Raw genomic sequence first — 24282 nt, 5'->3', positions numbered from 1 at the left:
ATTCGTTGCTGGCTCAGCGGAAGATGGTCCCCAGTTGTGCGCCGCGTTCGCGGGCGTCGCGGTCGCGTTTTGCTTCCCGGTAGAGTTCATACCCGCCAGCGACGTTTTTCGCGTCAAAGCCGTGCTGGGTCAAGATGCGCGTCGTGATGTAGGACCGAAGGCCAGCTTTGCAGTGGGGAACGATCGTCGTATCGCTCGGCAGTTCGTCGAGCCGGTCCCGGAGGTCGCCGAGCGGGAGTTCCTCGGCCCCGATCACCCGGCCGTCCTCGTGGCGTTCTTCCAGTGGGCGGCAGTCCAACAACGTGTATTCGGATGGATCGAGGTCTTCGAGGTCGTGCCAGTGAATTACATCGACCACGTCCTGCACGATATTGCCGGCGGCGAACCCAGCCATATTGACGGGATCCTTGCCGGAGCCGTACGGCGGGGCATACGCCAGATCCAGGTCCTGCAGGTCGAAGACGGTCGCCTCGAATTCGATGGCCGTCGCCAGCACGTCGATACGCTTATCGACGCCGTCGCCGCCGACGATCTGAGCGCCATAGAGGCGTCCGTCCTGGGGATCGAACAGGACTTTGATCCACATCGGCTCGGCGCCGGGGTAGTAGCTGGCGTGGGACATCGAGTAGGTGTAGGACTTCTCGTAGTCGATGCCCGCCGCCTCCAGGGCGCGTTCGTTGCGACCGGTCGCCGCGACAGTCTTGTCGAACACTTTCGCGATCGACGTCGAGAGCACACAGTCCTGGCTGTCCTCCATCCCGGCGATCACGTTGGCGACGATCCGCCCCTGTTTGTTCGCCGGGCCAGCCAGCGGGACGTGCGCCGGTTCGCCTGTCACGCAGTCGGGCACCTCGATCGCGTCACCGATGGCGTAGATGTCCGCCGCGGACGTTCGCAACTGCTCGTCGACGACGATGCCGCCAGCCGACCCGATATCGAGGTCGGCCGCTTCGGCCAGTTTTGTCCGGGGAGAGACACCCGTCGCGAGGACGATCACGTCGGCCGGGACGGGCGTCCCGTCGGCGAGTTCGACCGTCGTCGCGCCGTCGGTGTCGATCGCCTCGGCGCGGGCGTTAAGGTGGAGGTCGACGCCCTGATCGCGCAGGTGGTTGTTGACCTGGGCCGCCATCTCGTAGTCCAGAGCTTGCATGACATGATCTTCCATCTCGACCAGCGAGACGGCCATGCCTGCTTCCTGAAGGCTCTCGGTCACTTCCAGGCCGATGTACCCACCGCCGATGACGACAGCACGCGTGGCATCGGGTGCCTCGACGCGGTCTTTGATCGTTCGTGCGTCCGACAGCGACTGGAGCGTGTGGACGCTCTCACAGGATTCGAGGCCGTCGATCGGCGGGACGATCGGATCCGCACCCGGCGAGAGCACCAGTGACTCGTAGGGTTCCTCGGAGGTATCGCCACCCTGCTCGACGGTCAGTGTCTGTTCCACTGGATCGACGTCGATCACTTCGCTCCCGGTTCGGACGTCTAGGGCGAACCGTCGTTCGAGCGACTGGGGTGTCTGGACCAGCAACTCGTCGATGGTTTCGATCTCGTCGCCGACGTAGTAGGGCATCCCGCAGGTCCCGATCGAGACGTTCTCCCCACGCTCGAAGACGACGATATCGAGCGATTCGTCGAGTCGACGCAGGCGGGCGGCCGCGCTGGCGCCACCCGCATTCCCGCCGACGATGACGACGCGCTCGCTCACAGGTCCCACCCCGCAGCAAGATGCTGGCCGTCGAGTTTGCGTTCGAACGAGCGGCCATTTTTCGAACCGTCCACAGAGACGACCTGACAGCCGGCGCAGTTGAACTGGTGCGTTCGACACCGATAGCGGGCATCGGTCGATACATTCGACGAAGATTCGAGGGGGTCGGCGACCATACCGTTCACGCCAGTCTTTGGGTATCGATCAGGTTACAATCGCGGTGCAACAGCTTGCAGTCTTTAAGTCACAGTGCAATCCCGGCAGTCAACTGGGGTCGCAATTCCTTCCAGAACCGTTGGGACGAAGGCCTCAACTATGCCACGTCGAATCTATCGCCGGGCGACGATCGATCGAAATGGTTAATGCCAGGAGCAGCCAGTAGTGCGTACAAACTACAAGACTATGAATGACCTATTCAGCAGGAACATCTACCCACGGTCACAGCTACGGAACGTCGTCGAATTCTTCGGCCCACAGTGGTTCGGGTCGACGATGGGGACAGGTGCGCTCGGCGTCGCGCTGTCGCTGGTGGCAGCGCACTTCCACCTCGCGATTGTCGACACCCTCGCGACGGCCATCGTCGCGCTGACGATCGGGCTGACACTCGTGTTTGCCATTCCGTGGACCCTCCGAATCCTCCAGTATCCCGATCGCGTCTGGGCCGATCTCACGCATCCGATCCGGGGTCAGTTCTACCCCACGATGCCGATCACGCTCATCGTTATCGGGATTGGGATTCACCGGACAATGGGCGGACTACTGGGGCCAGCGGTCGAACGACTCGTTCTGACTGGGCTGTTCGTCGCCGGGAGCCTGGGCATCTTCGGCTTCGGACTCCTGCTGGTGACAATCATGTTCGCCAACGACGAGGTGGGGATCGGTCACGGCGTCTTCGCCTGGTACATCCCGCCGGTCTCCCATCTCGTGATTCCACTGTTGGGGCTGTTGCTCGTCGAGAGCACCTACGCCGGAACGACGACGGGCCAGTTGCTGTTCATGGTGTCGATGATGGCCCTGGGGGTCGGGGGCTTCATGTTCCTGTTTTTCGGATCGATCGTGCTGCATCGCTACGCCTACGAATCACTCCCGCGTGAGAAACTCGCCCCGACGTTCGTCATCGGCCTGGCCCCGACAGCCGTGCTCGTGATCGCCGTCGGTCGGTTGATCGGGGCGCTGCGTGCCGGTGCCGGGTTCGGCCTCTCGGCCGAACCCGTGATCGCTGCGTTGAAGCTCCTCGCGACGGTGCTCTGGGGCTTTTCTGCCTGGTGGTTCCTGCTCACGTTGGCGGTCGTGAGCTTCTACGTCCTCGATCGAACGCATCCGTTTTTCTTCACCTGGTGGGCCTACACCTTCCCGCTCGGTGCCTTTGCCATCTCGACCGCGGTCATGCACCACCTGTTCGGACTCGCGGCCTTCGCGTTCGTCCTTGCCGGCGTGACAGCGTTACTCGCCGTGCTCTGGACGATCACCGCCGCGTTCACGACCCGGATGATACTCCGAGGGCACGCATTCACGCCTGAGTGAACGCCGTCCGGAGCGCAGCCGTCACGAACTGGAAAAGACGCCGCGGACGAGCTTGGCCTCCGCAGCTCTGAGTCGGCGAGAGAGCGCCGATTGGGAGATATCGAATTCATCAGCCAGCGTAGCCAGTGTCACGCGCTTGTTGTCGTCGTAGTAGCCCCATTCCAGCGCGAGTTCGACGGCCGTACGCTGTTTGTCCGTCAGCGTCGAGCGATCGACCAGTGCCAGCGACCGTGTCTCGTCGTCCTCGCCGCGAAGTGCGTGAATGCGCTCAGTCGTAACGTCGTAGCCAATCGCACGGAGCTCCTCCAGCAGCGTCCCGATCGACGCCCGATCCGGCGGGTGGACAGTGATTCGGAGCGATCCATCCTCGACGGCCGTGATGTGTGGCACGTAGCCGTGTCGGTGAAAGACATCCGCGAGACAGTCGGCGGACCGCTCGCGCTCGAGACGGAGCACGTCGACGCCGTCGCCCTCAGTGACGACCTCACACTCGCAGATCTCGCCGACCTGCTGGGCCGTGACCGAGGAAATTGGCTGTTCGACGTCGGTCAACGGACAGACGTCGGCCACCGCGATCTCGAAGACGGCTCGCAGTGGGCGAGCAGCGCGTCCCGACGTGGCAGGGCTGTGTTCCCGGCGATCCGCTCCCATACACCAGCTATGCAGTTCGGACACTTAGCGAGCGGGATTCGCTCTGCTCGCTTTGCCCGAACGACGGCTCGCGACTGTCTATCCGGACGGCGTCGCGCACTCCGACACCGCGATCGCCGAGCGCTTGACCTTCGATTGCTCGCCGCGGAACCGGTGAGGTCAGTCATATCAACGGCGGTCGCCATTGCAACGAGTAGTCGAACCACCGACGACGGATCGACAGCTGAAGAACGATACTCACCATCAGAAGAGAACCACTTAGATTTGTTTTGGACAATATAAACAATATCGTCTCCTGGAGAGATGCTATAAACGCCCAAGATAGACAATATCAGAGACATATTCCAATATATCCATCAACATCGCCCACCCATATTGTACTACTTCCAAAATATTATTACGTTCAGTCACCCTGCTTCGCATATGAAGACTCACGTTGCGATCGTTGGGGCGTACGGGTCGGCGGGCGGCGCCGTCGCGAGGGAACTCGCAGCGGATCCCGAAATCGAACTGACGTTGATCGACGACGGCGATCCGGGCGGTGGTCTGTGCATCCAGGCCGGCTGCATGCCTTCGAAAGAACTCATTTCGGCCGCCGAACACCGCTTTGCAGCGCGGGCCGACGATCGCCTGACGGGATCGCTTCCCGAAGTCGATCTGGAACGAGTCGTCCAGCAGAAGGACGAGCACACCTCGAACTGGGCGGCAGGCCGCCGCAACGGGATCGAGGGGTTGGCCGATCGCGACCACGTCGAGTTTATCCACGGCACCGCGCAGTTCGTCGACGATCGCGTGATCGAGGTCGGCGATCGTCGGATCGAGCCCGACTACGTCGTCGTCGCGACGGGATCGACGCTCGACGTCCCGCCGATTCCGGGGATCGACGACGTCCCAGTCCAGACGAGCGCTGACGTCTTCGATGCGACCGAGTTCGGCGACTCGGCGGTCGTGCTCGGACTGGGCTACGTGGGGCTCGAACTGGCTCCCTATCTCTCTGAAGCGGCCGGCATGGACGTGACCGGAGTCGAAGTGCTGCCCGAGCTGGTGCCCGAGGCCGACGATGGCTTCGGCGAGGAACTGGCCGAACACTATCGGGACGCCTTCGACATGGATCTGCTGTTGAACGCCGAAGCTCGACAGATCGAGGAGACCGACGAGGGCGTTGCCGTCACGGTCGACCACGAAGGGGAGGCCCAACGGCTCGAAGCCGACCAATTGTTCGTCTTCACCGGCCGCAGGCCTAATCTCGATGGACTTGGGCTCGAAAAGACGAGTCTCAGCCCTGAGGAAGACTGGGTCGCCGATACGATGCAGGCCCGAGACGACGACCGCGTGTTCGTCGTCGGCGACGCCAACGGCCGTGAGCCAATCTTGCACGTCGGCAAGCACCAGGCGACGACGGCAGCGAACAACATCCAGGCACATCGCTCGGGAGAGAGTCTCGAGTCCTACCAGTCCGTCCACCATCACGTCATCTTCTCGGCGCTGGGTCGGCTGCCGTTCGTTCGCGTCGGCCACTCCGCGGAGTCAGCCACGGCGGCCGGCATCGAGCACGTGACGGTCGATACCGCCGCCGCGGACGACGGCGTTTTCAAGGCCAAAGACGCCCCCGAAGGGCGAGCGCGACTCGTCGTCGGCACGGACGGCACAGTGTTGGGCTATCAGGGCCTGCACTATCACGCCGACGCCATGGCCAAGACGATGCAACTGGCCATCGAGATGGAACTGGACGTCCGAGAGATTCCCGACCGGGCGTATCACCCGACCACGCCCGAAATCCTCGACGCGCTGCTATCGCAAGCGACCGAAAAACTCGACGCACGCGAGAGTAACCAAGTTGACGCTACTCGCTGACGACGGTCAGGTTTCCCTCGACGCTGAACCGAACGACGAAGCCAACCGTTATTATCGGACGGCCCCGCGTTAGTATATGCCCATTGTCAGTGTCTCGATGCCGGAGGAGCTGGTCGATCGACTCGATCAGTTTGCGACCGAGCACGGGTACAGCGGGCGTAGCGAAGTAATTCGGGACGCGAGCCGGGAGTTACTCGATGAGTTCGACGACGAGTCGCTCGATGGCCGCCAACTCATGGCGACGGTGACGGTCATGTTCGATTACCAGTCCGGCGACATCGAGCGGAAAATGATGGATATTCGTCACGAGTACGACGACGTCGTCGCGACGAACTTCCACACGCACGTCGGCGAAAAGAACTGTCTCGAATTGTTCGTCCTCGAAGGGTCGATGGACGCCATTTCGACGGTCGTCGGAACGATTCGGGCCACAAAAGATGTCCACACTGTCGGCTACTCGGTGTTGCCAATGGACGAGGGACGCGTCCTGCTTGACTGACCTGCGCTGGTCGTTTTATAAGTGACACTGTATCGATAAGAACCCGGCCCAATCGCGACCAATCGTGAGTATTGGTGACAAACCACAATCAATAGGGTTCGCTGGTGGGACCCACCACCCGGTCGGCGGCAACTGCCGATAGCTACCCGACAGCGATGGGGCTAGGAACCCCATTACTATTTAATATATAAATGACTTCTATTGGGGCAAGATTATTAAATCTGTACTAAATATTAGTAACTGCACGTGGCACACATTCACCTCGGCGAGGGGGCGTTCCCGCTGTGGGCGCTCGCTCTCTGGACGGCTGTCGGCGCCGGCGTACTCGGCATCGTCGTGTATCGAATCCGAACGCGAGGCGTCGATTCGAGACGGATCGCACTGGCGGGGATCGCCGCCGCCGCGAGTTTCGCCATCTTCCAGTTGAATATTCCCATCTGGGGCGGTATTCACATGAACTTCACCGGGCTCGTGGGGATCCTGGCCGGACCGTTTCTCGGCGCGATCATCGCGTTCGTGGTGAACGTGTTCTCGGCGGCGCTCGGTCACGGGGCGATCGGACTGCTCGGCGCGAACACGCTCGTCAACGCGACCGAGGCCGTCGCAGCCTACTACGGGTTCAAACAATTGCGGCGTGCTGAGTGGGACCTCTTCCCGGCTGGGACGGCGGGAGCGACACTCGGTCTCGCCGCCGGCGCGGTACTCATGGGCGCCGTCATCGTCATCAGTGGCGTCAACGGGAGTGCGCTCCCACGAGGCGGGTTGACGATTGCCGTCGCCGGCATGGTCGGGTTGAACCTGGGCGTCGCGGTCATCGAAGGACTGCTCACCGGACTTATCGTCCGCTTTCTCGCATCGGTCCGACCGGACCTGATCGACGAGCGCGCTGAGGAGAACGTGCGAGCGGGGGTGAGCGCCTGATGGAGCGCTGGAAGCAATACAGCGTGCTCGCGGGCCTGCTGGCGACGTTCACGGGACTGGGGTACTGGGGATTCACCGCCACTGGTGGATCGCTGCCGTATGCAAAACGCTTCGCGGCGACGATCCAGCGTGGCGTTGAGACGGGTGGCGGATCCATCGTTGATCTCGGTCGCGGGGTCGTCATCGCCGGCCCGATCCGAAACGGCGGACTTGTGCTCGAATGGCTCGCCCTCTTAGGATTGCTGGCAGCGGTCGGAGTCGGCCTGTACGTCTACGGTGACCGACTGGTCGAAGGAGGGCGATACCCGTGACGGCGCTCTCGAATCACGTTCCGGATCCCCGGCTGATGACAGCCTACGCCGAGCACCAGGAGGGGCCGATGCACCGACTCAATCCCTGGACGAAAATCGGGCTGCTTGGGGCGCTCGTCCTGGCAGTGACGATCCTCGAGGACCTCGTCCCGCTGGTCGGTCTCTACGGCGCGGTCCTGGTCGCCTACGTGGGGGCTGGCCTGCCGGTTCGACGGCTCCTCGGGTGGTTCACCCTGCCCACGTTGTTCGTCGTTTCCATCGGCGGGCCACTGCTGATCATGGAACCCGGGACACCGATCGGGGGCATCCTGGAGACGCCACTGGGCGGTCTCTCAGTCACCTGGACAGGGGCGACGCTCGTCGTCGAACTCGCCGCTCGCTCGTTGACGGTCGTCACGTTCGTGCTCGCGACGGCGATGACGACCCGGTACGCCGACGTCGCGACGGTCCTCGATCGACTCTTCCCGAGTCCGATCGATCAGGTCGCGCTGTTGACCTACCGGTTCACGTTCGTCATGCTCGAAACGCTCGAAGATCTCGTCAAGGCGGCCCAGGCACGCGGCGCGACGCTCTCAACGTTCTGGTCGAACCGGGGCCTCTACGCCCGCATGCTGGGAATGACGATGCTGACCGCGATCGAGCGCTCCGAACGACTCGTCGCCTCGATGGAGGCCCGCGGATATGACGGCGACATCGCCATGAACAGTGCGATTCCGAGACCGTCGCTGCTCGAACTGGCGGCCGTCCTCGCGGCCTATGGGCTCGTTGCCGCGTACGTGCTAACCAGCATGGGGGTGCTCGCATGAGCAACGACGACACAACCGATGGAGCGACCGACATCCAGTCCGCCTACCGAGCCACAGATACGACCGACGAATCCATGACCGATGACACGCCACTAATAGACCTCGAATGCCAGTCACACACCTATCCCGACGGGACCGTCGGGGTCCACGACATCGAGTTCAGCGTCTATCCAGAGGAAATTGTCGCCGTCGTCGGCGGTAACGGCTCCGGGAAATCGACCTGTCTCGAACACCTCAACGCAACGCTGGTCCCCGACGAGGGACGGCTCGTCGTCCACGGTACCGAGATCACAGACGAGAATCGCGAGTTAGCCCGCTCGGAAGTCGGATTCGTCTTCCAGGACCCGGACACACAACTGGTCGCGCCGACGGTAGTCGACGACGTGGCCTTTGGTCTCAACAACCACGGCGTGACCGGCGAGGGGGCGCTCGAACGCGCCCGTGACGCACTGGCGTCGGTCGGCGCGAGCCATCTCGAAGAACGGATCCCGCATTACCTCAGCGGCGGCGAAAAGCGCCTCGTGGGGCTCGCTGGCGTCCTCGCCATGGAACCGAGCGTGATCGTGTTAGACGAGCCGTTCGCGGGGCTGGATCCCGAGCGCTCGGCGATGGTTGCCGAGCGCTTGCGCGACATTCGCGCCGAGGAAGGGATCAGCGTCGTCCTCTCGACGCACGACCTCGATACGGCCGCCGATCTGGCCGATCGGGTCTGCGTGATGGCCGACGGCAACGCGATCGGCGGCGGCACCCCACGCGAGGTGTTTTACGACGACGCCCTGCTCGATCGGGCGAACCTCACACCGCCGACGCCGGTTCGGATCGCTCGCGATGTCGGCCTGGACGCGAGTGATCGACCGCCGGTCACCGAGGCCGAACTCGTCGATCACCTGGGCGACGGGGCGAACAAGACCAGGCGTGCTGTCGCCGCCTCCGACGACTGAAATCTACCGACGTCTGTTCGATCAGTCCGAGGCCAGCGGCGAGGACTGGCGCTCGAAGACGGTTCCATCGAAGGAGGGGGCGAGCAACTGCTGGACCTGGTGGTGAACGTGGCGACCGCTAGCAGTGAGTTGTTTGTACGCCTGGAGTGGCTCACGATCCCCGATCAACACGCCACCGACGAGTTGGCCGTCACGGAAGGCGAGTCGTCGCCACTCCCGATCGCCGTACCGGCGTTCGTGATAGGTGTCGCCGAGGCGCGGGTGACCGAACGACGCGAGTGGAAATTCGAAATGGGAGACCGAATAGGACGGGACGTACTCGAAGGGCGCTCTCGCGTCGGGCGCGGCGAGCATGTTCCGGGCGGCCAATTCACCCTGAGCAGCCGCACTCCCCCAGGACCCGTTGCTGACGTGTCGCCCGAGCCGAGGGTCGTCGTAACGAGCCACGTCACCCGCCGCCCACACCGACGGGACGTCCGTCTGAAGCGTCTCGTCGACGACGATGCCATCTTCGAGGGGGACTGGCGTCTCCTCGAGCAAGCCCGTGTTCGGCGTCGTCCCGATGGCGACGCCGGCACAATCGGCCTCGTATCGGCGGCCATCCGATGCGATTGCGGCACGGAGGTGCCCAGCGTCGTCGGTCTCGAAGCGACTGACCTCGGTCTCGACGACGGGCGTCACGCCACGCTCGCGCAAGGCCTCGTGAACGATCTCGGCACCAGTTTCCGAGAGGGCGCCCGAGAACCAGTGGCCCTCCCGAATGAGGTAGTGAGCGTCGATGTCCTGGGCGGCGGCGATGGCAGCGTAGTCGATCCCCAGCAGGCCGCCGCCGACGATCACGTTGTGTTCGGCCCTAGCAGCGTTCTGCCGAATCTCCTCGGCGTCCTCGATCGTCCAGAACGTGGTGACGCCGTCGGCGTCGGCGTTCTCGACCGGTAACGACCGCGGTGTGCTCCCGGTCGCAATCAGCAACTCGTCGTAAGCGATCGACTTGCCGGCCTCGGTTTCGAGGACCTGGGCGGCGGTATCGACAGCTTCGACGCGTGTGCCGAGGCGGAGGTCGATGTCGCGGTCGTCGTACCACGATCGGTCGTGCATTCGGACGACGTCCGCCGACAGCGTCCCTTTGGCGAACTCCTTGATCAGAATCCGGTTGTAGAGTGGCTCCGATTCGCCAGTCACTACCGTGATCGAAGCGTTGGTCGTCCGGTCGGACAGTTCTGCCGCTGCCGAACTGCCGGCGATACCATCGCCGACCACGACGTACGACGCGTCGGTTTCGTCTCGAACAGGCTGTGATATCATGAGTAGTAAACCCCCGACCGAGGAGACCCTGGATGGGTTTGGTCTTGTCTGCTACAACCACTACTACAGGTTGCATACACATAAATCTAGGCGTAATAAACTACAAAATGGTTGAGTAGTAATCTCTATTAGTGATATACGATAGTTTGAAATTGTAATTAACGTGCAATACTATTGTGCGAGCGCTGAGAATGCCAGGTTGTGAGACACCGAGACGGCAATGAGTACGCAAAGGGCCGTGCAGTATCGTGGCGATCAGCACGGTTCGCGAACGAACGCGTTCGTAACGGTTACCCGGGCAGTTGGCGCCGATCACCACAAGTTCTCCGTCACAGCCGTCGCTCGTCGCTCAGGTCCAGCTACGCAGTAGCGTACACCTGCGACGGTTACGACCCTCGATCCAAACAGTCAGCCAAGAAGGTTCTCGGGCAACAGGTGGGCAGCGCAAGGTACAGGACTGCAGCACCAGCGGTAAAAAGGGCCAACAAGAGGATGGCTTCGTCGAAGTAGTCCTCGGCAGCCAGGACGCCGACGAAGGTGGAACCGAACGCACTCACGACAAACAATGCCGTACGGACACCGCCCCAGGCAGTGCCAGCAACGTCGTCGGGGAGCAAGTCGATAATGAACGCGTTCGAGACAGGTGCGAATCCCATGCGAATGCCGATCGTAACGGTACTGGCCGCAACGAGAAGTCGGCTATCGAAGGCGACCAGTCCCAACAGTGGGAACACGCTCACGAAGGCGATGGCTGCGAGGACGCGAGCCGATCGCCGACGGTCGGCAAAACGACCGGCGAGCCACTGTGTCAGTGCGCCGACGAGGAAGAGCAATCCGAACAGAAGGCCCGCGTCGGGCTGTGTAAATCCTTTCTCGGTGACGAGATAGGTCGTCAGGAGGGCCGTAATTCCCTGAAAGCCGAAGTACATCACGATCGCCGCCAGGATGGCGAGCGCAGTCTGGCGATTGGTGATCGCACGGCCCGCCGAGACGAGGACGCTCGCAATCGACGGTCCCTCACGGTCCTGGCCTTGCTCGACGGCGGACTGATTTGCGCCTTTCCCCCCGTCGGTCTGCTTTGCGCCGACAGCAACGTAGACACCGATAGAAGCGAGCAGGAAGCCAGGAATAGCGAGTCCAAGTGTGGCCCGCCACCCCAATCCGGCGACAAGTACGGCCGCGATCGCGGGAAGGGCTGCGGCACCGATACTCCCGAGGGCGAGCGTGATTCCCAGTGCCCGGTCTGCGTGTTTCGGAAACGTCCGCGTGAGGAGCGTCCCCCGAGGCGGGCCATACAGGCCAGTGGCCGCACCGAACGTCCCCGTCGCGACGACAAACAGGGAGAATGTCGGCGTGAACGAAAACGCGAACAACCCGAGCGCGGCCAAGACGAGACTCGCAACGAGGACCCGGCGCTCGCCGATCCGGTCGGCCGCGATGCCCGCCGGAAACTGCATGATACCGTAACTTGCCCAGAGTACAGTCACTGCGATCCCCGCCTGCGTTTCGGTCGCATCAGGGAACGAAGCAGTGATCGTCGGCAAGATGCCCGGAAGAGCAAAACGCAAACCGAACGTGAAAAACCAGCCGCCGGCGACACTCGCGAGTATCAGCGTCTGTCGACTCGGTGACCACGACGCCCGACGAGAGGCCCGGATCCGTTCCACTGTTGAAGGATTATCTCGGTGAGAAGCTTGAAGATTCCGAACTGTTTCTAAATATGCCAATTTAACCTTAGATATTACATTCTAGAGTGACGAAAGTGGATATATGTGATCGTATTGAGACGATAGATAGAAATTGCGATAGTTCTTTCACGAAAGTACAGGCAAGATAGTGGCAAAAAACGCCGAAACAAGCAGACAATGTCGGAGCGCCGGCCTCAGCCCGACGAGTAGCTGAACCCAGGCTCTTCTTCGCATGGTTGATTTCGCCCCGGAGTCGGCGGCGTCGCGAAGAGCGACTTACGCCACGACGCCGCAATCCGGCACGCCGACGCTGTCGGCGACGATATCACGCGGGACCATGAACAGGAAGTACAGGTTCGCGTCCACATTAATGGGGAGTTAGATACTCCGCGGCAGGCAGGCCTTCCACCCGGAGTGAGTTACTGTGGGTGGCCGATAGAGGATTCAGAAGCCTCGATTCGACTCAGTCCGCGCCCGTCCAGGTGGCAGTACGGCACGTCGACACACCCCCGACAGTATTGCTCGCCGTCGCGCTCGACCGTTTTGGGAGCCATGACCTGCTCCCCACAATCAGAACAGACGGCGTCCTCGAAGATCGGCGCCTTCTCGGGGAGGGCGACCGACACGCCCGTCTCGACGTCACAGCAGTCAAAGATTGGGCGCTCGATCAGGTCGAACGCAACCTCGGCCCACCGTTCGTCGAGGCGCTCACGCTCCACGGGCGTCCCCTCACGCTCGCTGACGACCCGCTCGAACAACTCGCTGGCCTCGGGATAGTCCCGCTCGATGATCCCCTCGCGCTCGCGGACGTGGATTCGGACGCCGTCGTCGGGGTCGTCCCGTGAGACGAGCGTCACAGCAGTCTTGCCGTAATCACGATAGATCAGCGCATTATTCCCGAACGTACAGCCCGTCACGTACTGGACACCGTCGGCGAAGCAACTGTTCGTCTCGACGACGGCCACAAGATCCTCCATCCCCTCGCTGGTCGCCCCGAGTTCCCGCATCGCGTGGACCCCGGCCATCACACCCAGCGCGAGATACGGACACAAATGCCCGTGGATCTCGCCGGTACGGAGCAGAAGTTCCCTGTGGCTACGATTGCGAATCGCCCGTTCGACTCGCCCACGGGGGGTTGTACGGCGGTCTTCGTCCACGGTGTCCGGTTGGTCTAAACTCGGCGCGTAAGGCTTGATGTCAAGCACGGGCGTCCCGTCGATAGCGTCGAGACCGGAGACGCGCAGTTGCCGGCCGTCTCGCTCAAGTAACTCGACGGTCGTGGTCCCGATCGGACTCGGTCGATTGGGACTTCGGCAGGCGAAGGTCCCGCGTTCGACGCCATAGCGCCGGGGACCCCGGAGCGTCGGCTCGTCGGCCTCGTGGAGGAAAAAGACGATCTTGAGGTGGTCGGTGTCCTCGATCCGGTAGAGGCCCGCCTCGTAGTCGGGATCGACGACGATCGTACTCTCCCGAGAACGCATCTCGTCCGGATCGGCTGGTTCCTCGAAGGCGCTGTGCACCGTCCCGATCTGTGTCAGGGGGTCATCCATCGTATCACGCTCAGTTAGTCGTCAGTCGCCACCGGTTCGCCCGCCACGGAGGTGTCAGCCGGTCGGTCCAGCGCTGGTGAACCCCCGGGTTCGCGATCGACCGGCGATTCGGGGACGACAAGTCGCCGATCGCCGTGCTCGCGGACGCTTGCCTCGACGTCGTAGACCGCCCGGACTGTCTCGGGCGTGAGTACGTCTGGTTCGCCCACGGCGTAGACCCGGCCGTCTGAGAGGAGCGCAACCCGATCGCAGTAGCGGGCCGCCAGGTTCAGGTCGTGAATTGCGATCAAGCCCGCAACCCCGTCTCGGACTTCACCGAGGATGCGGTCCATGACATCCAGGCGGTGTTTCAGGTCGAGCGCGCTTGTCGGCTCGTCGAGCAACAGGACCGACGGATCGCCCACGAGCGCCCGCCCGAGGCAGACCTTCTGACGCTGCCCCCCGGAGAGGTCGCCCACGTTTCGGGTCGCCAGTCCGTCGAGGTCGAGTCGATCGATCGTCGCCTCGACGGCCGCCCGGTCGCTATCGCTCGGCGTCCATCCACCGTGGGGCCGTCGTCCCTGCAGGATCGTCTCGAAGACCGAGGCCGGAAACGCCCGGGATTCCGCCTGCGGGACGTATCCGATTCGACGGGCCCGTTCGTCGGCCACGAGGTCGCCGACGGAGGTACCGCCGAGGGAGACGGTTCCCGAATCAGGCTCCAGCAGCCGATTACAGCACTCTAAGAGCGTACTCTTCCCGGACCCGTTTGGCCCGAGGAGACCGAGCAGTTCGCCCGATTCGGCCGTGAGGTTGATCCCGTCGAGGACACGTTCGTCGTCGTAGGCAAACGCCAAATGCCGAATGTCGAGTGTCACCAGTATTCCCTCCCCCTGAGGACGAGATAGATAAACAGCGGCGCACCGATGAACGACGTGAGAATCCCGACCGGTAACACCACCGGCGCAAGCACCGTCCGGGCGATCGTATCGGCCGCGACAAGCAGGGTCGCTCCGACCAGCGCCGAGGCCGGCATGAGCGTGCGCTCCGTACCGCCGATAACCATCCGGACGATGTGGGGGGCAACCAGCCCGACGAAGCCAATAATTCCCACAAAAGAAACAATTAGTGCAGTGACGATCGAAGCAACTGCCATCCCGCGAATCCGTAGCGATTCGACGTTCACCCCGAGGCTCTTTGCCGTGTCCGTTCCCGCATCGAGCACGTCGTAATCCCAGCCGTGTCGAACGAAGTATGCGGTCGCCGCAAGGACGAACGCGAGCATCACGAGCACCTTCGGCCAGCCAACCCGTCCGACATCGCCGAACGTCCAATAAACGATGGCCGCGACCTCGGTATCACTGGCGAAGTACTGCAACAGCGTCAACCCAGCCTGGAACAGCGACCCGAGTGCGACGCCGGTGAGGATCATCGTTTCGGGTGTGGCCCGCCGATACGTGACCAACGCGAGAATGACGCCCGTCAAGACCATCCCTGCGACAAACGCGGCGATCGGTGTCAGAGACGTCGCGAGGAACCCACCGGCCGCCGACCCCGCCCCCACGCCAGTGATGGAAATCGCCAGTGCGGCCCCGAAGGCCGCCGCCTGGGAGATACCAAGCGTGTATGGCGCGCCGAGCGGATTGCGGAGGACGGTCTGCATCGCCGCTCCCGCGACGGCCAGACCACCGCCGGCCGCGGCAGCGGCGAGGACCCGCGGTAAGCGATTTCGCCAGACGATGTTGGAATGCAGTTCCGTGCCGCGGCCGAACAGAGCCCCAAACAAATCAACCAGCGGAACGCGAACGGAGCCGATCGCCAGCGCCAGCAGGGCGGTACCGGCAAACAGAGCGCCGACACCGCCGAGAAAGGCGACTCGTCGACGGAACGATCTTTGATGACCCGCCACAGCGGTCTCTGTCATGGCAATTCGAGTCGGTCGAACGCGTCGTAGGCTTCGAGCAGATTCTCGTACAAACCCGTACCGAGCATCGTCTCGAAAATCTCGTTCGTCTTTGTCTTGAGATCGACATCCTCGAAGCGGTCAGGATAGACTGTACGCCCGACGAAATAGGCGTTCGCGAGGATCGATCCATAGTTGTGGTGATAGCTGGCGTGCGGGAGAATCGAATACGTCTCGCCGGTCTCGACCGCTCGGATCGAGGCATACTCAGGGCTCGCGGCCGCGTCCTCGCGGACCTGGCCGAGGTTTGACGCACTGACGAACATCGTCGCTGGATCCCACCGAAGGAGCTGTTCGTCGCTCACCTCGACGGACGCGGCGTCGGTACCGATCGCGCCGGCGACGTTCTCGACACCGGTCCAGCGAAACGGCGCGAAGCACTTTCGTGTCGTCGCGATGCCGTGGCCCCCCTTGTAGTTGATCGCGCCGACGTACGCAGCGTCTCGCTCGCCGACTGCGATCTCGTCCGTCCGTGTCCGGAGGTCGTCGATCGTCCCACGGACGAACTCGATCAGTGTCTCGGCCCGCCCGTCTTGGCCCAGCACGTCGCCGACGAGCTGCCAGGTGCCGAACATCGTTTCGCGAGCGGCCGGATAGACGAAGTCGACGATATCGAGACCGACAACCGGTGTGTCCGTCTGAGACTGCAACGACTCCGCCCGAGAGCTGTCCCCATAATAGAAGAGTACGTCCGGGTCGACTGAAAGAATGGCTTCACTGTTGCCCCCAGCAGAGGGGCCGGCCGAACCGATCACGTGCTTGTCTCGTAACACGGGGTTGGCCTGGTTGTACGGCACACGTCTCGCCCAGCCAGCCTCTGCGTCTTCGATACCGACCACGCGGTCGGTGGCGTCCAGATAGGCGATCTGTCGGAGGGCGCCCGGCCCGACGCCAACGACGCGCTCGACCGTCTCCGGAACGGTCACCGACCGACCGAACCCGTCCGTGATTTCGCGAGCGGCCGTGGTCGTCCCACCACTCGACGCCGAAAACGACGCGGTACAGCCTGTGAGTCCTCCCACAGTGCTGGCCCCAAGTGCGCTGAGTACCGATCGTCGGGTTCGCATCAACAGCGAGGTACTCGATCGTAGAATAATACTTTTTCGATCTTCAGTAATACTGATTGCCGAGTTATTACATGTGAAGTGATACCATGCCCCACCTATCTATTATAAACGCCCGTAATACTGGGGTGGCGAGTATTTGTTTGTACAATCAGCTGATCGAAAGCAAATGGGGTTTCGGGGGATCCATCGCATTGGTCTTGCCGTCGTCGTACTGTTGGCCGTCCTCGTCGGCGGGGCCACTACCATGGCGGACGCGGAAGCGGTCGAACAGACTACGACTATCAGCAACGACACCGACAGCGGGGAGGTCCACGTTGTCTTCTTCCATCTCCCGACCTGTCCGCACTGTGCCAACGTCGAGGCATTCCTCGAGGAACAGCGCGACGATCACAAGTTCTCGGTCGAGAAGTACAACGCCCGCAAGCACACGGATCGGATGACCGACTACCTGCGCGAATACGACGTTCCACGGAAATATTGGGGTACAGTCCCAGTCGTCTTCGTCGATGATGCGTACGCCATCGGGGACAGACCAGCGATTAAACTCCTCGAAAAGCGCTTCGAAGCGACCGCCGAGCAGGACGAAGTGACAACGGAACCAGGCCCAGAGGCCGACAACGCAACAACCGAACAGGGCCCAGAGGCCGACAACGCGACGGCAGGACCGGCTGGCAGCGATAGTCCCGAGACGATCACACTCGTTTCCCTGGCGGGGCTGGCCATCGGTGATGCGATCAATCCCTGTGCGCTGGCGGTGCTCGTGGTTTTGCTCACGACGATCCTAACCCGAAACCCCGAGCAGCCAGTCACGGTGCTCAAATCAGGGCTGGCGTTCTCACTCGCTGTCGGCCTGACCTACGCAGGGCTGGGTCTGCTTCTCATCTTCGGCCTGAAATCCGCAGCGAACGCCGCCACCGTCGAGATCGGCGGCCTCAGACGACTGTTCGGCCTGCTGGCTATCGGGTTGGGGCTGCTCAACGTCAAAGACGGGGTCAGTCACGGCGCTGGCGGGTTCGTCTTCGAAGTACCCCGATCCTGGCGGCCGACGATGCAGCGCTATCTGACGAAACCGCTGTGGAACCGGGCCGCCGTCCTCGGTGGCCTACTCGCCGGTATCGCGGTGAGCCTCTTCCTGTTGCCCTGTACCGGCGGCCCCTACATCGTTGCGGGCGGCATCCTTGCCGAGATGGCCTGGAGCCAGTCGATTCCGCTCCTGGTGGCGTATAATTTCGTGTTCGTCCTGCCGATGATCGTCATCACGGTCGCCGTCGCCGGTGGCTACACGAAAGCCGAAGCCGTCGGTGCGTGGCGCGAGAAACACATCGAAACCTTACACTTCGTGGCCGGCGGGCTCCTTGTCGGGCTCGGTATTTTGCTGGTCGCCGGCCTCCTGTGAGTAACTGCCGTTCTGATTCGGACATCGGAGCGCCGACGCCACGGGCACCTTCGAAAGGATCGTCAGCGAGGTGACTGTCTCTCCCAGGATCGCCGACGCGCTTTGGGGCGATCCCGGATGACCCCTCTCACTCGATGTCAACGTTCGCCAGCCCGTCCGCCCTCTCCTGGAGTGCGTCGTCCGGGTTCTGGACGATCGCCGAGCCGAGCGCACCGATTCCGCCAATATCGCCGCCGAGACAGTTGACGCTCCCGCCGGCTTCGAGGAACCCAAAGCGTCCGTTTTCGTTGTCGATGACGAGCACGCCCGCGAAGAAGCATGTGTTCGTCGTTGGCGATGTCAACGGCCGTGAGCCGATCGTGCACGTCGGAAAGCACCAGACCAAGACGGCAGCCACCAACATCCAGGCCCACCGCACTGGGAAATTACTCGAAACCCACCAGCCCGTCCACCATCACGTCATCTTTTCGACGCTGGGTCGGCTGCCGTTCGTTCGTGTCGGATACTCTGAGGAGTCAGCCACGGCGGCCGGCATCGAGGACGTGACGGTCGATACCACCGCTGCGGACGACGGCATTGTCAAGGCCAAAGACGTCCCCGAGGGGCGAGCGCGTCTCGTCGTCGGCACGGGCGGCACCCTGCTGGGCTATCAGGGCCTGCACTATCACGCCGACGCCATGGCTAAGACGATGCAACTGGCCGTCGAGATGGAACTGAATGTCCGGTAATTCCCAACCGGGCCTACCACCCGACGACGCCCGAGATCATCGACGCGCTGCTTACACAAGCGACCGAAACGCTCGACGCACGCGCGAGCGAGCAGGTCGACGCCACCTGATGATTCGACATCACGGTGTATAGAATAGCGATACCAACAGCCACCAGTATTAGTCCGAGGCCAGCGGCGAGGACTGACGCTCGAAGTCGGTCCCATCAAAGGACGGGGCGAGCAACTGCTGGACCTGTTGTTGCACGTGGCGACCGCTGGCAGTGAGTTGCTTGTACGCCTGAAGTGGCTCGCGATCGCCGATCAAGACGCCACCGACGAGCTGGCCATCCCGGAAAGCGAGTCGCCGCCACTCCCGATCGCCGTACCGGCGTTCGTGATAGGTGTCCCCGAGTCGCGGGTGACCGAACGACGCGAGTGGAAACTCGAAGTGCGAAACCGAATAGGACGGGACGTACTCGAAGGGCGCTGCCGCGTCGGGCGCGGCGAGCATGTTCCGAGCGGCCAACTCACCCTGTGCAGCCGCACTTCCCCAGGTACCGTTGCTGACGTGTCGCCCGAGTCGAGGGTCATCGTAGCGAGCGACATCACCCGCCGCCCACACTGACGGGACGTCCGCCGACAGCGTCTCATCGACGACGACGCCATCCTCGAGGGCGACCGGCGTCTCCTCAAGCAGGCCCGTGTTCGGCGTCGTCCCGATGGCGACGCCGGCACAATCGGCCTCGTATCGACGGCCATCCGATGTGATTGCTGCACGGAGCTGTCCAGCGTCGTCGGTCTCGAAGCGACTGACCTCGGTCTCGACAACAGGCGTCACACCACGCTCACGTAGCGCTTCGTGAACGATTTCTGCGCCGGTTTCTGAGAGAGCTCCCGAGAACCAGTGTCCCTCCCGGATGAGGTAGTGAGAGTTGATGTCCTGGGCGGCGGCGATGGCAGCATAGTCGATCCCCAGCAGGCCACCACCGACGATCACGTTGTGTTCGGCCCTAGCAGCGTTCTGTCGAATCTGAGCGGCGTCCTCGATCGTCCAGAACGTGGTCACACCGTCGGCGTCAGCGTTTTCGACCGGCAACGGCCGCGGTGTGCTCCCGGTCGCAACGAGCAACTCGTCGTAGGCGATCGACTCGCCGGACTCTATCTCGAGGACTTGTGCCGTGGTGTCGACGGTCTCGACGCGCGTGCCGAGGCGGAGGTCGATGTCGCGGTCGTCATACCACGATCGATCATGCATGCGGACGACGTCCGCCGACAGAGCTCCCTTGGCGAACTCCTTGATCAGGATCCGATTGTAGAGGGGCTCGGATTCGCCAGTTACCACTGTGATCGAGGCGTCAGTTGTTCGGTCAGCGAGTTCGGCCGCCGCCGAGCTGCCGGCGATACCGTCGCCGACCACGACGTACGACGCGTCGGTTCCGTCCCGAAAAGGCTGTGAGGTCATGAGTAGTAAATTCCCGACCGAGAAGACCTCAGAAAGGCCTCTCGGTTTTGTCTATTACAACCATTACTACGGTTTGTATACACATAAACCTGTGCGTAATAAACCACACTATGGTTGAGTAATAATTTCTATTGGTGATATAAGACGGTTTGTAATTGTACCTGATTTGCGATACTATTGTGCAGTCAATGAAAATACCTCCTGTGAGAATCCAGTCTCGGTGACGAGAAATATCAAAAGTGAACTGGCGCTTGGAGGCTCAAACAGTCCCGGATCTAGCTTCAGGTGAAGTTGAAGGGCCATTCGACGACATCACCATCTGAGAGGACGGTCCCAGTCGCAGATATATCAGTACCTGACTAGTTGTTTTTCACTGTAATTACAGAGTGACGGTATCGAGTTTCCATCGCCAGTTGCGCTTACACATATTGGATATGTGCAGGCCAATGGTTCGTCGATGCTCCCGTGGTCGTTGATCAACACCGTCCTCCTTTTTGACATACCTCTTTCGGTCCTGTCCGGTAAAACGCGGCCACAGGCCGCGAAGACTCAACGGTATGAATTATGTCCGATCAGACTTCTTCGATCGCGATCTCAGCGGTGAGTCCCTCGATCTCCCAGGTTTTGCGATAGCCGTCTTCGATCGCACCGAACGTGTCGGCCCGGACTTCCTCGGCGATGATATCTTCGTGTTCGGCGACGAGTTCGGCCACACGCTCGTCGTCGATATCGTACTCGACCCGAATGCGGGCATCCATCTCCAGATCGAGATCTTTCCGCATCTCCTGGACACGCCGGACGACCTCGCGGGCGTAGCCCTCACTCTCGATGGCCTCGGTCAGTGTGGTATCAACGTAGACGATACCGCCACCGTCGAGGGCCTCGAACTCCGTGCTCGCGACGCCCTCGGGCGTGTTCCGGACGAACTCGACCATCTCTGCCTCGAGATCGACACCCCGACCCAGTTCGCTCGCAACGGCCGATTCCAGGGCCTCGACGGTCGGCTCGGCGACACTTGCCTCGTTGAGCGCGTTCATGACCGTGCCGGCGTCGTCGCCGAAGGCGGGACCGAGTTTGCTCATGTCGGCCTCGGCGCTGTAGGTGAGTTCACCCCATGCCTCGTCGGGATCGACAACCTCGATCGACTTGGCGTTCAGGCGCTCTCCGAGCAAGCCTGCCTGTAGTTCGATCGACCCGCCGACCTCCTGATCGTCGACGTCGACGACCACGCGCTTGACGGGCCAACGGAGTTTCCGCTCGGCCTGCTGGCGAGCGTTCGAGCCGGCTTCTTCGACCGCTCGGACGACGCTGATCTCGTCCTCTAGGCCAAGGTCGCGCAGGTCGGCGTCGGGTTCGGGCCAGTCGCACATGTGGACCGTATCGTAGCCGACGTCGCCGGTCAGATACTGGTAGATCTCCTCGGCGATGAAGGGGGTAAAGGGAGCCAGTAACGCGACAGTATCCTCCAGCACGCGGTACAGGGTTGCGTACGCGGCGTCCTTCGAGCCGTCTTCGCCTTCTTCCCAGACGCGATCCCGAACGGCCTGGACGTAAAACCGTGAAACGTCCTCGACAATGAAGTCCATTAGGACATCGATCGCCCGGTCCTGGCGTCGATCCTCGAAGTGTTCGCCCATCTGGGCTTCGACGGTCTGCAGCCGGGAGAGCACCCACTCGTCGATCTGTTGGAGAGAGACATCCTCGACAGTCGTGTCCTCGGGAGAGTAGCCGTCCATCCGCATGTACGGCAGCGGGAACCGGAAGACGTTCCAGAGGATATTGAGGTTGCGCCCCATCGAGTCCATCCCTTCCCAGGAGAAGCGCATGTCCTCGCCCTGGGGGTTCTGGGAGAGCAGGAACGCCCGCATCGGGTCCGCCCCGCCCTCGTCGATGGCCTCCTGTGGCTCGACGGTGATGCCCTTGGATTTGGACATCCCCCGGCCGTCGGGCATCAACGCGTAGCCGTGCATCAGCACCTCGTCGTAGGGGATCTCGCCGACCGCCGCCGTCCCCATCCCGAGTTGCGACCAGAACCACCCGCGGGTCTGGTCGTGGGCCTCCATGATAAGGTCGGCCGGCCACAACTCATCGAAGTCGCCTTCCTGCTCGGGGTAATCGAGGGTCCCCCACGAGGCGACCGAAGAGTCGAGCCACACGTCGAAGACGTCCGGGACCCGCTCGTAGACCACACCGTCCTCGGTGATCGTCAGGTCGTCGACGGTCCCCTTATGGAGGTCGACGGCTTCGGGGTCGATCTCCTGATCGACGCGCTCTGCGAGTTCCTCGCGGTCGCCGATGACGATGGCTTCCTGCATCGAGCCGTTCCAGTCGATCGGGTCTCGCGGCTCGTCGCCGCTCGACGGTTCCGAGGCGCTATGCGCCTCGCTCGGCAGCCAAATCGGCAGAGGGATCCCCCAGTAACGCTGCCGAGAGACGTTCCAGTCGGGGGCCTCCTCGACGAAGTCCCGGAAGCGATTGTCACGCGCCCACTCGGGGTGCCACTCGCTGTCCGCGATGTTGTCGAGCATCTCGTCTTTGATATCCGTGACCGTGATGAACCACTGGTCGGTGACGATCTGGATGATGCCCGTATCACAGCGCCAGCAGTGGCCGTAACTGTGGTTGGTCGTCCCTCGGGAGAGTAGATTGCCGTTGGCTTCGAGGTCGTCCATGATCGCCTCGTCGGCGTCCTTGACGAACTCGCCGGCGTATCTCCCGGCCGCCTCCTCGTAGACGCCGTCGCCACCGACCGGACAGAACACGTCCAGGCCGAGTTCCTGGCCGCGCTCGAAGTCCTCCTCACCGTGGCCCGGTGCGGAGTGGACCAGTCCAGTCCGGTCGGCCTCGACGTACTCGGCGGTGTAGACCTGCAGGGCGTCCTCGCCGTCAGGTGCGTTCGGGACCTCCTCACGAAGTGGGTGTTCGTATTCCCAGCCGACCATCTCCTCGCCGCTCGCTTCGTCGACGATCTCGTAGTCCTCGTAGCGCCCCTTCGAGAGAACATCCTCGACGCAGGACTCGGCGATCCACAGCACCTCCGTCTCACCGTCCTTGGTTGCCTCGACGCCCTGGTAGGTCAGCTCCTCGTCAACGGCGACGAAGGTATTGGCGGGGATCGTCCAGGGCGTGGTCGTCCAGATGACGAGGCTGCCTTCCCGACTCTGCAGGGAGAACTTCACGTAGATCGAGGGGTCAGAGACGTCCTCGTATTCGACTTCGTTGTTAGCGATGGCCGTCTCACAGCGGGGACACTGCGAGATCGAGCGCTTGCCCTGTTCGACCAGTCCCCGTTCGTGGGCCTGCTCGAACCCCCACCACGCTGCCTCCATGTATTCCGGGGACACCGTCTTGTAGGGGTTGTCCCAGTCCATCCAGACGCCGAAGGACTCAAAGTCCGACTGGAGCCCCTCGAGTTGCTCCTCGGCGAAGTCCTTACATTCCTCGATGAACGCCTCCTCGCCAAACGCCTCGATGTCCTTCTTGTTCTGGAAATCGAGTTTCTCCTCGACTTTCGTCTCGATGGGCAGGCCGTGCATGTCGTAGCCCGGCCGGTCGGTCACATCGTAGCCCTGCATGCGGAGATACCGGATATAAGCGTCTTTCAGCGTCTTGTTCCAGGTCGTGCCCATGTGGGCCGCCCCGGAGGTGTACGGTGGGCCATCGACGAAAAAGAAGTCCTCGCCGTCGGCGCGGTGGGCCTTGGTCTGCTCGTAGGCCTCGACGGCGTCCCAGTGGGCGAACACCCGCTCGCGGACGCTTTCGGGGTCGTACTGGTCGGCCACCTCGCCGAACCGGTCGTAGGTCGGCGACAGGTCGGCCTGGTCCTCGGTATCTGTCATACCTGTTCACACCATCGCCGGGATTAAAGGCAAATCGATCCCACGCCCAGATCTGTCGAAACCCGTGTGCCGTAGCCACTGTCGCCCGGCCTCTGGCTCTCTGCCAGCC

Annotated in this window: 20 protein-coding genes; 9 read left to right on the top strand and 11 right to left on the bottom strand. The window is 62.4% G+C overall.

Annotation, left to right across the window (positions count from 1 at the left end; translation table 11 throughout):
* Positions 1 to 13 precede the first annotated feature (13 nt).
* Complete coding sequence (locus BN2694_RS10850; protein ID WP_135665131.1) at positions 14 to 1708, bottom strand: FAD-dependent oxidoreductase; 1695 nt, start codon at positions 1706 to 1708, stop codon at positions 14 to 16.
* 402 nt (positions 1709 to 2110) lie between these two features.
* Here BN2694_RS10850 and BN2694_RS10845 point away from each other — a divergent pair, with 402 nt between their 5' ends.
* Positions 2111 to 3232 (top strand): TDT family transporter, encoded by a 1122-nt coding sequence (locus tag BN2694_RS10845; RefSeq protein WP_135665129.1) that lies wholly within the window; start codon positions 2111 to 2113, stop codon positions 3230 to 3232.
* A 21-nt stretch (positions 3233 to 3253) separates the two neighbouring features.
* Here BN2694_RS10845 and BN2694_RS10840 read toward each other — a convergent pair whose 3' ends face one another.
* Entirely contained in the window at positions 3254 to 3883 is a 630-nt protein-coding gene (locus BN2694_RS10840) for a helix-turn-helix domain-containing protein (protein WP_135665126.1), read from the bottom strand.
* 423 nt (positions 3884 to 4306) lie between these two features.
* On the opposite strand from BN2694_RS10840, the gene BN2694_RS10835 reads away from it, so the two are divergent.
* From BN2694_RS10835 to BN2694_RS10810, 6 genes are all read left to right on the top strand, one after another.
* The gene (locus BN2694_RS10835) at positions 4307 to 5737 is read left to right on the top strand and encodes a dihydrolipoyl dehydrogenase family protein (RefSeq protein ID WP_135665123.1); all 1431 of its coding nucleotides are present in this window, start codon (positions 4307 to 4309) and stop codon (positions 5735 to 5737) included.
* A 76-nt stretch (positions 5738 to 5813) separates the two neighbouring features.
* Positions 5814 to 6236: a nickel-responsive transcriptional regulator NikR gene (nikR, locus tag BN2694_RS10830; protein WP_135665120.1), complete on the top strand. Its 423-nt coding sequence runs from the start codon at positions 5814 to 5816 to the stop codon at positions 6234 to 6236.
* Positions 6237 to 6482: 246 nt separating this feature from the next.
* A complete protein-coding gene (locus tag BN2694_RS10825; protein WP_135665117.1) occupies positions 6483 to 7157 on the top strand; it encodes an energy-coupling factor ABC transporter permease in 675 nt (224 codons plus the stop codon).
* Positions 7157 to 7468 (top strand): cobalamin transport operon protein, encoded by a 312-nt coding sequence (locus tag BN2694_RS10820; protein ID WP_135665114.1) that lies wholly within the window; start codon positions 7157 to 7159, stop codon positions 7466 to 7468. Before BN2694_RS10825 ends, BN2694_RS10820 begins: the two co-directional genes overlap by 1 nt.
* Positions 7465 to 8274, top strand: coding sequence for an energy-coupling factor transporter transmembrane component T family protein (locus tag BN2694_RS10815; protein WP_135665111.1), 810 nt, complete (start codon positions 7465 to 7467; stop codon positions 8272 to 8274). Before BN2694_RS10820 ends, BN2694_RS10815 begins: the two co-directional genes overlap by 4 nt.
* A 74-nt stretch (positions 8275 to 8348) precedes the next feature.
* The gene (locus BN2694_RS10810; protein WP_135665566.1) at positions 8349 to 9215 is read left to right on the top strand and encodes an energy-coupling factor ABC transporter ATP-binding protein; all 867 of its coding nucleotides are present in this window, start codon (positions 8349 to 8351) and stop codon (positions 9213 to 9215) included.
* Positions 9216 to 9236: 21 nt separating this feature from the next.
* Here the strand turns inward: BN2694_RS10810 and BN2694_RS10805 are convergent, their stop codons facing one another.
* From BN2694_RS10805 to BN2694_RS10780, 6 genes are all read right to left on the bottom strand, one after another.
* The gene (locus tag BN2694_RS10805) at positions 9237 to 10520 is read right to left on the bottom strand and encodes an NAD(P)/FAD-dependent oxidoreductase (RefSeq protein ID WP_135665108.1); all 1284 of its coding nucleotides are present in this window, start codon (positions 10518 to 10520) and stop codon (positions 9237 to 9239) included.
* A 386-nt stretch (positions 10521 to 10906) separates the two neighbouring features.
* Positions 10907 to 12187 carry an MFS transporter gene (locus BN2694_RS10800; RefSeq protein ID WP_167880010.1) on the bottom strand — a complete coding sequence of 427 codons (1281 nt, stop codon included), beginning with the start codon at positions 12185 to 12187 and terminating at the stop codon, positions 10907 to 10909.
* A gap of 440 nt (positions 12188 to 12627) precedes the next feature.
* Positions 12628 to 13758 carry a tRNA (N6-threonylcarbamoyladenosine(37)-N6)-methyltransferase TrmO gene (gene tsaA / locus BN2694_RS10795; RefSeq protein ID WP_135665102.1) on the bottom strand — a complete coding sequence of 377 codons (1131 nt, stop codon included), beginning with the start codon at positions 13756 to 13758 and terminating at the stop codon, positions 12628 to 12630.
* A gap of 14 nt (positions 13759 to 13772) precedes the next feature.
* A complete protein-coding gene (locus BN2694_RS10790; protein WP_135665099.1) occupies positions 13773 to 14615 on the bottom strand; it encodes an ABC transporter ATP-binding protein in 843 nt (280 codons plus the stop codon).
* Positions 14612 to 15661, bottom strand: coding sequence for a FecCD family ABC transporter permease (locus BN2694_RS10785; protein ID WP_135665096.1), 1050 nt, complete (start codon positions 15659 to 15661; stop codon positions 14612 to 14614). The genes BN2694_RS10790 and BN2694_RS10785 overlap by 4 nt, the downstream gene beginning before the upstream one ends.
* Entirely contained in the window at positions 15658 to 16767 is a 1110-nt protein-coding gene (locus BN2694_RS10780) for an ABC transporter substrate-binding protein (RefSeq protein ID WP_135665092.1), read from the bottom strand. Before BN2694_RS10780 ends, BN2694_RS10785 begins: the two co-directional genes overlap by 4 nt.
* A gap of 166 nt (positions 16768 to 16933) precedes the next feature.
* Here BN2694_RS10780 and BN2694_RS10775 point away from each other — a divergent pair, with 166 nt between their 5' ends.
* A complete protein-coding gene (locus BN2694_RS10775; protein WP_135665089.1) occupies positions 16934 to 18163 on the top strand; it encodes a GAP family protein in 1230 nt (409 codons plus the stop codon).
* 127 nt (positions 18164 to 18290) lie between these two features.
* Here BN2694_RS10775 and BN2694_RS17720 read toward each other — a convergent pair whose 3' ends face one another.
* Entirely contained in the window at positions 18291 to 18467 is a 177-nt protein-coding gene (locus tag BN2694_RS17720; protein WP_167880009.1) for a hypothetical protein, read from the bottom strand.
* On the opposite strand from BN2694_RS17720, the gene BN2694_RS17715 reads away from it, so the two are divergent.
* Complete coding sequence (locus BN2694_RS17715; protein WP_244605402.1) at positions 18457 to 18891, top strand: hypothetical protein; 435 nt, start codon at positions 18457 to 18459, stop codon at positions 18889 to 18891. The two genes, BN2694_RS17720 and BN2694_RS17715, sit on opposite strands and share 11 nt — an antisense overlap.
* Positions 18892 to 19050: 159 nt before the next feature.
* Here BN2694_RS17715 and BN2694_RS10765 read toward each other — a convergent pair whose 3' ends face one another.
* Positions 19051 to 20334: an NAD(P)/FAD-dependent oxidoreductase gene (locus BN2694_RS10765; protein WP_135665086.1), complete on the bottom strand. Its 1284-nt coding sequence runs from the start codon at positions 20332 to 20334 to the stop codon at positions 19051 to 19053.
* A 572-nt stretch (positions 20335 to 20906) separates the two neighbouring features.
* Positions 20907 to 24173, bottom strand: a complete 3267-nt coding sequence (gene ileS / locus BN2694_RS10760) for an isoleucine--tRNA ligase (protein WP_135665083.1) — start codon at positions 24171 to 24173, stop codon at positions 20907 to 20909.
* Positions 24174 to 24282: the final 109 nt, after the last annotated feature.

This window comes from Halorhabdus rudnickae (genome assembly GCF_900880625.1).
In the GTDB taxonomy this organism is placed as follows: Archaea; Halobacteriota; Halobacteria; order Halobacteriales; family Haloarculaceae; genus Halorhabdus; species Halorhabdus rudnickae.
This window is presented reverse-complemented; position numbering and strand designations above follow the sequence as displayed.

Excerpts from the sequence above, each read along its gene's own strand:
- BN2694_RS10775 (WP_135665089.1), top strand. The coding sequence starts at position 16,934 with ATGGGGTTTCGGGGGATCCATCGCATTGGTCTTGCCGTCGTCGTACTG.
- BN2694_RS10780 (WP_135665092.1), bottom strand. The coding sequence starts at position 16,767 with ATGCGAACCCGACGATCGGTACTCAGCGCACTTGGGGCCAGCACTGTG.
- ileS (WP_135665083.1), bottom strand. The coding sequence starts at position 24,173 with ATGACAGATACCGAGGACCAGGCCGACCTGTCGCCGACCTACGACCGG.
- BN2694_RS10820 (WP_135665114.1), top strand. The coding sequence starts at position 7,157 with ATGGAGCGCTGGAAGCAATACAGCGTGCTCGCGGGCCTGCTGGCGACG.
- BN2694_RS10785 (WP_135665096.1), bottom strand. The coding sequence starts at position 15,661 with ATGACAGAGACCGCTGTGGCGGGTCATCAAAGATCGTTCCGTCGACGA.
- BN2694_RS10810 (WP_135665566.1), top strand. The coding sequence starts at position 8,349 with ATGACCGATGACACGCCACTAATAGACCTCGAATGCCAGTCACACACC.
- BN2694_RS10840 (WP_135665126.1), bottom strand. The coding sequence starts at position 3,883 with ATGGGAGCGGATCGCCGGGAACACAGCCCTGCCACGTCGGGACGCGCT.
- BN2694_RS17715 (WP_244605402.1), top strand. The coding sequence starts at position 18,457 with ATGACGAGCACGCCCGCGAAGAAGCATGTGTTCGTCGTTGGCGATGTC.
- BN2694_RS10845 (WP_135665129.1), top strand. The coding sequence starts at position 2,111 with ATGAATGACCTATTCAGCAGGAACATCTACCCACGGTCACAGCTACGG.
- nikR (WP_135665120.1), top strand. The coding sequence starts at position 5,814 with ATGCCCATTGTCAGTGTCTCGATGCCGGAGGAGCTGGTCGATCGACTC.
- BN2694_RS10835 (WP_135665123.1), top strand. The coding sequence starts at position 4,307 with ATGAAGACTCACGTTGCGATCGTTGGGGCGTACGGGTCGGCGGGCGGC.
- BN2694_RS10765 (WP_135665086.1), bottom strand. The coding sequence starts at position 20,334 with ATGACCTCACAGCCTTTTCGGGACGGAACCGACGCGTCGTACGTCGTG.
- BN2694_RS10805 (WP_135665108.1), bottom strand. The coding sequence starts at position 10,520 with ATGATATCACAGCCTGTTCGAGACGAAACCGACGCGTCGTACGTCGTG.
- tsaA (WP_135665102.1), bottom strand. The coding sequence starts at position 13,758 with ATGGATGACCCCCTGACACAGATCGGGACGGTGCACAGCGCCTTCGAG.